Genomic DNA, 11,652 nt, shown 5'->3' on the forward strand with positions numbered 1-11,652 from the left:
CTAACTTTTGGGGTGTTTTTATTATGAAATTAACTTATGATGATAAAGTTCAGATCTATGAACTTAGAAAACAAGGATATAGCTTAGAGAAGCTTTCAAATAAATTTGGGATAAACAATTCTAATATTAGGTACATGATTAAATTGATTGATCGTTATGGAATAGAGTTCGTCAAAAAAGAAAAAAATCGTTACTATTCTCCTGAATTAAAACAAGAAATGATTGATAAAGTCCTACATGAAAACTGGTCTCAAGATAGAGTTTCTCTCGAATATGCTCTCCCAAATCGTGGTATGCTTCCAAATTGGATGGCACAATACAAGAAAAACGGGTATACTATTGTTGAGAAAACAAGAGGGAGAGTACCTAAAATGGGACGTAAACCAAAGAAGAAACCCGAAGAGATGACAGAGTTAGAACGACTTCAAGCAGAAAACGAGTATCTGAGAGCGGAGAATGCTGTCCTAAAAAAGTTGAGAGAACTCCGCTTGAAGGAGGAAAAAGAGAAAGAAGAAAGACAGAAATTGTTCAAGAATTAATCACTGATTTTTCGTTAGATATTCTTCTAAAAACCATTAAACTCGCTCGTTCGACCTACTACTATCATTTGAAACAGCTAGACAAACCAGATAAGGATCAAAAGCTTAAAGCTGAAATTCAAGCTATTTTTACCGAACAAAAAGGAAATTACGGCTATCGTCGAATCCATTTAGAATTAAGAAATCGTGGTTATGTGGTCAATCATAAAAGAGTTCAACGCTTGATGAAAGTGCTCAATTTACAAGCTAGAATCCGCAAGAAACGCAAGTATTCTTCTCATAAAGGAGATGTTGGCAAGAAAGCAGACAACCTTATTCAACGCCAATTTGAAGCAGCTAAACCAATGGAAAAGTGTTATACGGACGTGACAGAATTTGCCATTCCAGCAAGCGCTCAAAAGCTTTACTTATCACCAGTTTTAGATGGCTTTAATAGCGAAATTATCGCCTATAATCTTTCAACTTCACCCAACTTAGAACAAGTAAAAACAATGTTGGAACAAGCATTCACAGAGAAGCGCTACGAGAATACGATTCTCCATAGTGACCAAGGCTGGCAATATCAACACGATTCTTATCATCAGTTTCTAGAGGGTAAGGGAATTCAAGCATCCATGTCACGTAAAGGTAACAGCCCAGACAACGGCATGATGGAATCTTTCTTTGGTATTCTGAAATCGGAGATGTTTTATGGTTATGAGAAGTCATTTGAGTCGCTCAACCAATTGGAACAAGCCATTGTAGACTATATTGATTACTACAACAATAAACGAATTAAGGTAAAACTAAAAGGACTCAGTCCTGTGCAATACAGAACTAAATCCTTCGGATAAATTAATTGTCTAACTTTTTGGGGTCAGTACACTTTGATTTGAGTGCTTTTTCTATATTTTAAAAATTTTTATCATTAATACTGGTATACGATAAAATAAATTTAACGGAAAATGAATAAAATCTTAATGTCTAAAATGTCTTACGCCTGTGAAGATCATGGTCAAGCCGTATTTGTCAGCCGCTTCGATAGATTCTTGGTCACGGACTGATCCTCCAGGTTGAATAATAGCTTTAATGCCTGCTTTGGCGATTTCTTCCACGTTATCCGCAAATGGGAAGAAGGCATCGGAAGCAAGCACAGCGCCGTCAAGACGGTCTTTAGCTTGGTCAATGGCAATACGAACAGAAGCCACACGGTTAGTTTGACCTGGGCCAACACCAAGTGTCATATGGTCGTTGGTCACGATGATACCGTTTGATTTGACATACTTGATAGCCTTCCAAGCAAACTCAAGAGCTGTCGCTTCTGTCTCAGTTGGTTGGCGTTTGGTCACCACTTGCCAATCGGCTGGGCTTTCCTTGACCACATCTTGGTTTTGCACCAGAAGTCCACCAACTACACCTGTGTATTCTGCTTCCACTTCGCTAGCCTCTTGAGCATCAAATGGCAAGGCAAGGATACGCAAGTTTTTCTTTTTGTTGGTCAAAATGGCTAGCGCTTCATCCGTATAACTTGGTGCGATGATGATTTCAAGGAAAACACCATGCATCTTCTCGGCTGTCGCAGCATCCACCTCACGGTTAAGAACAACGATACCACCAAAGATAGACACTGGGTCAGACTCATAAGCGTAGTCCCAAGCAGTCTTGATGTCATCAGCCTGACCGATTCCACATGGGTTCATGTGTTTGAGAGCCACAACGGTTGGACGGTCTTTGAAGTCACGGATGATACGGATAGCAGCGTCAGCATCACGGATGTTATTGAATGATAATTCTTTCCCGTTGAGCTGTTTCGCTGAAGCAATCGAGTAGTCAGTCGGCAAGGCTTTTTGGTAGAAGTCCGCGTCTTGTTGAGGGTTCTCACCGTAACGCATAGCTTGTTTGAGGTCATAGGTCAAAGTGAGCTTTTCAGGTTTGCTTTCCCCCACTTGAGCTGTGAAATACTCTGCAATCAAGGCGTCATAAGCCGCTGTATGACGGAAAACCTTGGCTGCCAAACGTTGGCGAGTTTCATAAGTCGTTTCACCATTGGCTGACAACTCGTCCAAAACCACAGCGTAGTCAGCAGGATCTACCACAACTGTAACACTGGCATGATTTTTCGCTGCTGAACGAAGCATAGATGGCCCGCCGATATCGATATTCTCCACCGCATCAGCGTAAATCACGTCTGGTTTGAGGATGGTTTCCTTAAATGGGTAAAGGTTTACCACAACAAGATCAATGAGCTCAATCTGGTTCTCCTTAGCTGCTTCCAAGTGACTATCCAAGTCACGACGAGCCAAAAGTCCCCCGTGGATATTTGGATGAAGGGTCTTGACACGGCCATCCATCATCTCTGGAAAACCAGTCACATCATCGATGGCAATGGTCTTCACCCCAGCATTATCAAGGGCAACCTTGGTCCCACCTGTCGAGATAATCTCCCAACCAAGTTTTTTGAGTTCTTGGGCAAATTCAACAATGCCCGCTTTATCTGAGACGCTGATTAAAGCTTTTTTCGTCATTCTATTCCTCTTTCTTTAGGTCCAAGCGCATAGCGACTTCGTTATTTTCTTCTATAAATCCTGTTTCCTGAAAACCCAAACTAGTCAACAGGTGCTTCATTTTTTCATTTCCAACCACATAATCTGCGATAATATGATTGCAAGTGCTATCCATCTGAGCCTTTTTGATCAGAACTTCCACAGCTTTTCGTCCATAACCTCTTCCTTGGTACTGTTGGCCAATCATTATCCGCCAGATAAAGTATTCCGCTTCATCCTTGTCTATTTCCAGCAGGAGAAAGCCAACCACTTGCTTATCCCAATAGATCGCCATCGGAAACACATCTTCGTTTTTCCGGTAGAGCCATGCATCAGCTAAAGAGCGTACATTTGGAGCCACGAAACGTGCTCGTTTATCAGCTTCAGATATTTTCAAATCCAGCACTGCCTGAAAACTGCTCTCATCTACTAATTTCAGTTCAATCATTTTTTCTCCCAGCAAGATTGCGCAATCAAAACTTGACTTCGATCTTATTTTCGTGCAACTCCCAAGCTATCCAGAACCTCTGGATACAACTTGTACTCTGCCTCATGAATCCGAGTTTCAAAACTTTCAATCGTATCATCAGCCAGCCGTGGCACACGCACTTGTTTGATAACCTTTCCTGTATCCACACCCGAATCCACCCAGTGAATGGTCACACCAGACTGATCCACGTCAGCATTCCAAGCATCCTCAATCCCATGAGCTCCTGGAAATTCTGGCAAGTAGGCTGGATGAATGTTGATAATCCGACCTTCATAAGCTGCTAGTAAAGTAGGCCCAACAATTTTCATGTAGCCTGCTAGACAAACCCAGTCAATCTGGTGCTCTTCCAAGAGTTCGACAAGGGCTGCTTCGTAGTCTGCCTTGTTGTCAAACTCCTTGAGTTCAAAAGCATAGGACAGAACGCCGAGCTTGTCTGCACGTTCGAGCACATAGGCGTCACGATGATCTGAAAAGACAAACTCTACTGGAAATTGTTCCGCTATCACCTGAAAATTTGAGCCATTACCAGAGGCAAAAACCGCTATTTTTTTCATTTGATGATGACACTTTCGTTTTCTTTCTTGACGATACGACCAATTTCATAGACTGGTTCATCCAACAATTCCTTGATACGACTTACATTTTCAGGGCTAACTGCTAGCATAAGTCCCACACCCATATTGAAGATTTCAAACATTTCTTCGTGTTTGATCTGACCGTATTTCTCAAGGGCTTTGAAAATCGGAAGCACTGGAACTTTGCTTTCATCAATTTCAGCAGCTAGGTCATCCGCAAACATACGAGGGACATTTTCGATAAAGCCACCACCTGTGATATGGGCAATGCCGTTGACCAACCCTTCCTTTATGAGTGGTAAGACAACCTTGACATAGATACGAGTTGGCTCAAGAAGAACTTCCTTGAGTTGCTTGCCTTCCAATTCTGGCAAGATTTCCTCACCTGTGTAATCCGCAAAGACACGACGGACAAGAGAGTAACCATTGGAATGAATCCCACTTGAAGCAAGTCCGAGAAGAATATCTCCTTCTGCCACCTTTGAACCGTCAATGATTTGAGATTTTTCAGCCACACCGACCGCAAAACCAGCCAAGTCATAGTCATCTTCGCCGTACATGCCAGGCATTTCAGCCGTTTCCCCACCGATGAGGGCTGCTCCAGCCTGCACACAACCTTCTGCTACACCAGCAACCACTTGTTCTAGCTTAGCTGGTTCATTCTTGCCAGTTGCCACATAGTCGAGGAAATAGAGGGGTTCCGCACCCGCAGCGATGATATCATTGACACACATGGCTACACAGTCCTGACCGATGGTATCGTGCTTGTCGTACTTGATAGCCAGCATGAGCTTGGTTCCGACACCATCAGTTCCTGAAATCAAGACGGGTTCTTTAACCCCAGTCTTTGAAAGGTCAAACATACCACCAAAGCCACCCAGAGCTCCCATGACACCTGCACGCTCCGTACGAGCCACGTGCTTTTTAATCCGTTCAACAACTTCATAACCCGCTTCAACATCCACACCAGATTGAGCGTACGCATTTTTATTTGCCATTTTATTTTTCCTTTTCTTTTTTTGGGAAAGACTGCGACATATTTTTAGATAAACAATTATTTTATCTAAAAATACTAGTCAGGTCTCTAGCTTTGGTCCCATAGGAGAAAGCGTCTACTGACAAATGCTTTAGCTTTTAGTCAGTAGTGAGACGTGGGGCATAAGCATTCTTATTTGTCATCTATTTGTTACTTTTTTTTAATGGAAAATCTGTCATCTATTTGTAAAAACTGGTCTTTTCTTCCAAACTTCTACGATAATCTTCTTCATAGTCATAGAGAGGTGTTGGGTAGTCACCGTCAAAGTAAGCGACACAGAGACCGCCATTTGGCGCATCTGTTTCAATCCCAATCGACTCAATCAAACCTTCAACAGAAAGGTATGTCAGACTGTCCGCTCCAATGATTTGACGAGTTTCTTCGACCGTATGATTGGCCGCAATCAGCTCCTGACGGGTCTGGATATCAATCCCGTAGAAGCATGGATAAGCTAGCGCTGGACTACCAATGGCAACGTGAACCTCAGTCGCACCCGCTTCTTTCAAGAGTTGAACGATCCGACGAGAGGTTGTTCCACGTACAATAGAGTCATCAATCATAACCACACGCTTGCCTTTTACAACGCCTGAAACAGCAGAGAGTTTCATCCGCACCCCTTGCTCCCGTAATTCTTGAGTCGGTTGGATAAAGGTACGTTGGGTGTATTGGTTCTTGATGAGGCCCATTTCATTTGGTAGCCCGGACTCTTCAGAAAATCCCATAGCCGCGCTGAGGGAAGAATTGGGCACACCGACCACGATATCCGCCTCATGCTTGAATTCACGCGCCAATTGAGCACCCATACGTTTACGTGCCGTATGAACATTGACACCATGAATGTTAGAATCAGGGCGAGCAAAATAGATATACTCCATAGAACAGATTGCTAACTGGGTATCATCTGTATAGCTATCATACTGGATTCCCTTGTCATCAATGATCACAATCTCACCTGGCTTCAAATCACGAATCCATTCAGCACCAATAACCTCAAAAGCACAGGTTTCAGATGAAACAACCACTGCTCCGTTGGCCATTTTCCCGATAGAAAGCGGACGGAAACCATTGGGGTCAAGAGCAGCAATTAACTTATCTTCAAACAGCAAGATATAGGCAAAGCCACCTTTAACTAGACTGAGCGCCTCCTTGATTTTGCCCATCAGGCTAGGATTATGACTGCGACGAATGAGGTGGGCCAAGATTTCCGAGTCCGAAGTCGCGCTGAAAATCGCTCCTCTTTGTTCTAGTTCTTTCTTGAGAGAGGCTGCATTGGTCAGATTTCCATTATGAGCCAAACCAAACTGCATATCGTGAAAACGAAAAAGGAAAGGCTGGATATTATCTACAGAAGCTTCGCCAGCAGTCGCGTAACGCACATGCCCAATCGCACCAGTCCCCGTCAATTTATCTAAGTTAGCAGGGTTTCTGAAGACTTCTGATAGAAGACCCATATCGCGATGCCGCTTTAATTTCCCTTGGTCATTGGAAAGGATTCCTGCCCCCTCTTGACCACGGTGCTGAAGACTATGGAGACCAAAATAGGTCAATTTAGCAGCATCTGGATGTCCCCAGATACCGAAAACACCGCATTCTTCATTAAGAGATTTTACTTCGTATGTCATTTTATATACCTAATTTTTATTTGTGTAGCACCAAGAGCTAAATCTACATGACTTTTACATTACTGATACTATCTATTAAAACATCTGCAAGTCTTATTTTCCAGTAAAGTATTTAACCGCCGACGCAAACAGGTGCTGGTCTTTATTTCCTGGGATATTTTGGAAAAGACCGTCTTCATAACGTTCTGAGTGTCCCATTTTACCAATGATTTGGCCGTTCTTGCTGGTAATTCCTTCGATGGCATGGATAGAACCATTCGGATTGTACTTAGAATCCATACTTGGTTTGCCTTCAAAATCAACGTATTGGCTAAAGATTTGACCATTGGCACGAAGCTCTGCAAATTCTTCAGCCGTCACAACAAACTTCCCTTCACCATGCGATACTGGGATAGCATGAATATTACCCACTTGCACCCCAGTCAACCACGGCGAGTTGGTATTGGCAATGCGAGTTTCCACCATCTTGGCCACGTGTTGGTTGGCATCATTGTAGAAGAGGGTTGGGCTCGTACTGCTGGCATCTTCAAAGTTTCCGTATGGAAGAAGACCTGATTTGACCAAGGCCTGGAATCCATTACAGATACCGATAATTAAACCACCACGGGCGATAAAGCTATCAATAGCTGCACGCACTTTTTCATTGAGCAGGATGTTGACGATAAACTTGGCTGATCCATCTGGTTCGTCCGCAGCTGAGAATCCACCTGCAAAGAAGAGGATGTTAGCCTTGCCGATATTGTCAACCATAGTTTCAACTGACTTGACAATGGCTTCTTCATTCAAGGTCACAAATGGCACCAAGTTAACCTCTGCACCTTCTTTTTCGAATGCCTTGGCTGAATCATATTCTGAGTTGGTGCCTGGGAAGACTGGAATGTAAACTACAGGTTTTTCAACTGTTTCTTTAGCTTGGATGATTACGTCAGAAGCGACAGCTGGAACTTCTTCCAGCTCTTTCGCTTGGGCAAACTCTGTTGGATAAACTTCTTCCAGTTTTCCTTGGAAGGCACTGTCAAGCTTGTGTCCATCTAGCTTCACACCGTTTACAGTCAGTGTAAAGTCTACTTTCGTTTGACCAATCTTCTCTACTCCAGCGATTTCTTCAGGTGATGTGAAGATAAATCCGCCTAATTGAGCTGTCAAAGCTGTTTTAAGTTCAGGCAAGGTTACTTCTGCACCGATATGATTTCCAAAGGTAGCAAGAGCCAAGCTTTCAACGACACCACCGTATTTAACAGCTGATGCAGATGTTACTTTGTAAGCCTTTTGAAGGGCTTCAAATTGAGCGAAGTTAGATTTGATAAGATCGAAGTCAATCTCTTGAGCCAATGCTTGACCTGGAATGTAATAAATATTTTCCCCAGCAGTCTTGAACTCGGGAGAAAGCACCTTACGGCTATCTGCTGTTGTCACACCAAAGGCAACCAAGGTTGGTGGCACCGTCAATTCTTCAAAGGTACCAGACATGGAGTCCTTACCACCGATAGATGGCAAGCCAAGCTGAATCTGAGCTTCGATAGAGCCTAGGAGAGCTGCTACTGGCTGACCAAAACGCTCAGCTTGTTTATCCATGCGCTCGAAATACTCTTGGTAAGAGAAACGAGCCTTAGACCAGTTTGCACCAGCAGCAACCAAACGAGCAGTTGCTTCGATCACCGCATAGGCAGCACCGTGGTATGGAGACCATTCAGCTACATATGGGTTGAATCCTTGAGCCATGACTGACGCAGTATGAGTCACACCGTGTTGAACTGGTAATTTCTGCACAGATGCCTCAGTTGGTGTGAGTTGGTGACGACCACCAAGTGGGTGATTGACCGTTGAGCGTCCAACAGAGCAGTCAAAGATAGTCTGTAATCCTTTTTGACTCGCATGGTTGAGGTCAGATAGAACCGTAAGGGTATCTGCTTCAAGTGTGTCAGCAGATGTTTGACGTTCTTCTGGAAGCTTGACATCCTTGTCCACCACCTTTGCATCAACGACCACGCGCACACCATTGGTATCAAGGAAACGACGTTCTAAGTCGACAATTGTTTCACCATTCCAGTGCATGACTAGATTTGGTTTTTCCGTCACTGTCGCAACCACAACAGCATCAATATTTTCTTTGTTACATTCAACAACGAAGGCATCTACATCCTCAGGACGAACCACGACCGCCATCCGTTCTTGAGATTCAGAGATGGCAATTTCGGTACCATTCAAGCCTTGGTATTTAAGAGGCACTTTGTTAAGGTCGATTTCAAGTCCATCAGCCAATTCACCGATGGCTACACAGACACCACCAGCACCAAAGTCATTAGACTTCTTGATAAGACGAGTGACATCGCCATTACGGAACAGACGTTGAATCTTGCGTTCTTCGATGGCATTCCCTTTTTGAACCTCAGCACCAGCAGTCTCTACAGACTCAACTGTTTGAACTTTAGAAGAGCCTGTCGCACCACCGACACCATCACGTCCAGTCTTACCTCCAAGAAGAATAATCACATCACCCGCTTCCGGTTTTTCACGGACAACATTGCTCTTAGGAGCCGCTCCGACAACAGCACCTAGCTCCATGCGTTTAGCTACAAAGCCTGGGTGGAAATACTCACGAACGTAGGTCGTTGCAAGCCCAATCTGGTTACCATATGAAGAATAACCATGAGCCGCTGTTTTAGAAATGACTTGTTGTGGCAATTTCCCAGCGCGAGTTTCTGAAATCGGTGCGGTAATATCACCCGCACCTGAGATACGCATAGCTTGGTAGACATATGAGCGACCTGACAATGGGTCACGAATGGCTCCACCAATACAGGTAGCAGCCCCACCAAATGGCTCAATCTCTGTTGGGTGGTTGTGGGTTTCGTTCTTGAACATGAGGAGCCATGGCTCTTTCACACCATCAACATCCACTTCAATTTCGACTGAGCAAGCATTGATTTCGTCTGACACTTCCATATCGTCCAAACGTCCATTAGCCCGCTCATAACGACCGAAAATAGTCGCCATATCCATCAAGGTTTGCGGTTTTTCAGAACGCCCCAAATCCTCACGCATGGCAATATATTTGTCATAGGTCGCCTGCAATTGCTTTTGGAATTTCGATGCGGAGAAGTCAATGTGTTTCAACTCTGTCTCAAAAGTTGTGTGACGGCAGTGGTCAGACCAGTAAGTGTCCAAAACCTTGAGTTCTGTTTCCGTCGGCACGCGCTCGATTGACTTGAAATAGTCTTGGATAAAGAGCAAATCATCCACTTCCATGGCCATCCCTTGCTCAGCCTTGTAGCGAGCAAAGTCTTCTGCTGTATAGCTTTCAAAGAAAGTCAATTTTGGAATGGTCTTATCTGACTCTGAAAATTCCTGCTTGGCAATCCCTGTCGTGATGTCTTTGAAACGAGAATCAACTGGATTGAGCAGGTAGTTCTTGACCGCTTCCAACTCAGTCGCATCAATATCTTTATTGACTAAGTACAGTTGGGCTGTGTTGACTGTCACGTCACTCGAACTTCCCAACAAAAGCAAGGCTTCTTGCGAAGAAGCTGCACGCTGGTCAAACTGCCCTGGCAGGCTTTCAGTAGCAAAGAAAGCATAGTTGGTAAGATCCGCCTGCACAGCCGCTTCGTCCAAAACATGGTCTGTCACCTGCTCAGAGAAAATGTGTTTCTCTGCAGGTGCAAACAGGTCCTCAGCCAAGTCAAATACATCATAAACCTGCACGATACGAATACTTTTCAAAGTTGACAATCCCAAGTTATGCTGGAGTTCTCTAACCAAACTCTCTGACTTGACCTGAAAATCAGCCTTTTTCTCAACAAAAATACGTTTATCCATCAATCCTTATTCCTTTATTTCAGCTCTTACAATGTTCCAACGACCTTGAGGTTGTTATTTCAATTCTTGCAACTTTTCCCAGACAATCTCGTAAACGTCTGTTAGTTCTCCCAATCCCCTACGGAGTGAAAAGGTCTGGGGGACCTTTTCAGCCTGAGTCCTTTTAGTTGAGAGACGAAGGTTTTCCATTGCAAACAGATTATTTCAAACCTTGCAGCTTCTCCCAGACAACTTCGTAAACGTCTGTTAGCTCTCCTAATCCCCTACGGAAAACATCCTTATCCATGTGGTTGCCATCCGCATCCCACAAACGGCAGTTATCTGGTGAAAATTCATCTGCTAAGATAATCTTGCCATCCTTGTCAAAACCGAACTCTAGCTTAAAGTCAATCAACTTGAGGCCAATCTCAGCAAACCAGACTTTCAAAAGTTCATTGATACGACGGGTTTCTTCCTTCAAGTAGGCAATCTGCTGGTCATCCGCAATCTGTAGGAATTTCACATGCTCATCATTGATGAATGGATCATCCAAATCATCATTTTTGTAGTAAAATTCGACAATCGGAGTCTCAAATGCGATTCCTTCGTCTACACCAAAACGTTTTGAAAAGGAACCAGCAGTATAGTTGCGGAGCACGACTTCCAAAGGAATAATCTTAACCTTTTTATTGAGTTGTTCCGTGTCTGAAAGTTTCTCCACAAAGTGAGTCGCCACACCAGCCGCATTTAATTTCTCAAAAATAAAAGATGAAATCTGATTATTCAACACTCCCTTACCTGCAATCTGCTCCTTCTTGACACCATTGAAAGCAGTCGCCTGGTCCTTGTAAGTTGAAATAATAAGATTTTCATCCTCAGTTGTATAGATATCTTTAGCTTTTCCCGAATAGATCAATTGTTTTGACATTTTAAAGTTCGCCTTTCGTATTACTTGAGCACATTCTACCATAAAAAGCCTAAAATTACAAGAATTTAACCGAATAAATAACGTAGTAACCTCAAAAATCATAAAGAAAAAACCGCAAGAAGAATCTTTCTCACAGTTTTAA

The 11,652-nt window shown here is 43.5% G+C and carries 9 protein-coding genes; 1 reads left to right on the forward strand and 8 read right to left on the reverse strand.

Features of this window, described 5'->3' with window-relative positions; genetic code table 11:
- Positions 1 to 23: 23 nt before the first annotated feature.
- A protein-coding gene (locus ADJ60_RS11275; RefSeq protein WP_152907437.1) for an IS3 family transposase occupies positions 24 to 1,372 on the forward strand; the annotation gives its coding sequence in 2 pieces (ribosomal slippage) (positions 24 to 465 and positions 465 to 1,372; 1,350 coding nt in all).
- A 123-nt stretch (positions 1,373 to 1,495) separates the two neighbouring features.
- Here ADJ60_RS11275 and purH read toward each other — a convergent pair.
- The 8 genes from purH to purC all read right to left on the reverse strand — a co-directional run bounded on the left by purH (position 1,496) and on the right by purC (position 11,510).
- Complete coding sequence (gene purH / locus ADJ60_RS09385) at positions 1,496 to 3,043, reverse strand: bifunctional phosphoribosylaminoimidazolecarboxamide formyltransferase/IMP cyclohydrolase (RefSeq protein WP_049544724.1); 1,548 nt, start codon at positions 3,041 to 3,043, stop codon at positions 1,496 to 1,498.
- Between the two features lies 1 nt (position 3,044).
- On the reverse strand, positions 3,045 to 3,509 hold the full coding sequence (locus ADJ60_RS09390) for a GNAT family N-acetyltransferase (protein ID WP_031237093.1): 465 nt from the start codon (positions 3,507 to 3,509) through the stop codon (positions 3,045 to 3,047).
- Positions 3,510 to 3,553: 44 nt separating this feature from the next.
- The gene (gene purN, locus ADJ60_RS09395) at positions 3,554 to 4,105 is read right to left on the reverse strand and encodes a phosphoribosylglycinamide formyltransferase (protein ID WP_023947406.1); all 552 of its coding nucleotides are present in this window, start codon (positions 4,103 to 4,105) and stop codon (positions 3,554 to 3,556) included.
- Positions 4,102 to 5,124, reverse strand: a complete 1,023-nt coding sequence (gene purM / locus ADJ60_RS09400; protein ID WP_049544725.1) for a phosphoribosylformylglycinamidine cyclo-ligase — start codon at positions 5,122 to 5,124, stop codon at positions 4,102 to 4,104. Before purM ends, purN begins: the two co-directional genes overlap by 4 nt.
- Positions 5,125 to 5,341: 217 nt before the next feature.
- Positions 5,342 to 6,784, reverse strand: a complete 1,443-nt coding sequence (purF, locus tag ADJ60_RS09405) for an amidophosphoribosyltransferase (protein ID WP_049544726.1) — start codon at positions 6,782 to 6,784, stop codon at positions 5,342 to 5,344.
- A gap of 93 nt (positions 6,785 to 6,877) precedes the next feature.
- On the reverse strand, positions 6,878 to 10,603 hold the full coding sequence (locus ADJ60_RS09410) for a phosphoribosylformylglycinamidine synthase (RefSeq protein ID WP_049544727.1): 3,726 nt from the start codon (positions 10,601 to 10,603) through the stop codon (positions 6,878 to 6,880).
- 54 nt (positions 10,604 to 10,657) lie between these two features.
- Positions 10,658 to 10,792 carry a hypothetical protein gene (locus ADJ60_RS11915; protein ID WP_049544729.1) on the reverse strand — a complete coding sequence of 45 codons (135 nt, stop codon included), beginning with the start codon at positions 10,790 to 10,792 and terminating at the stop codon, positions 10,658 to 10,660.
- 10 nt (positions 10,793 to 10,802) lie between these two features.
- Positions 10,803 to 11,510, reverse strand: coding sequence for a phosphoribosylaminoimidazolesuccinocarboxamide synthase (gene purC, locus ADJ60_RS09420; protein ID WP_049544730.1), 708 nt, complete (start codon positions 11,508 to 11,510; stop codon positions 10,803 to 10,805).
- Positions 11,511 to 11,652 lie beyond the last annotated feature (142 nt).

The sequence above is a fragment of the Streptococcus pseudopneumoniae genome (assembly GCF_001076775.1).
Classification (GTDB): Bacteria; Bacillota; Bacilli; order Lactobacillales; family Streptococcaceae; genus Streptococcus; species Streptococcus pseudopneumoniae_G.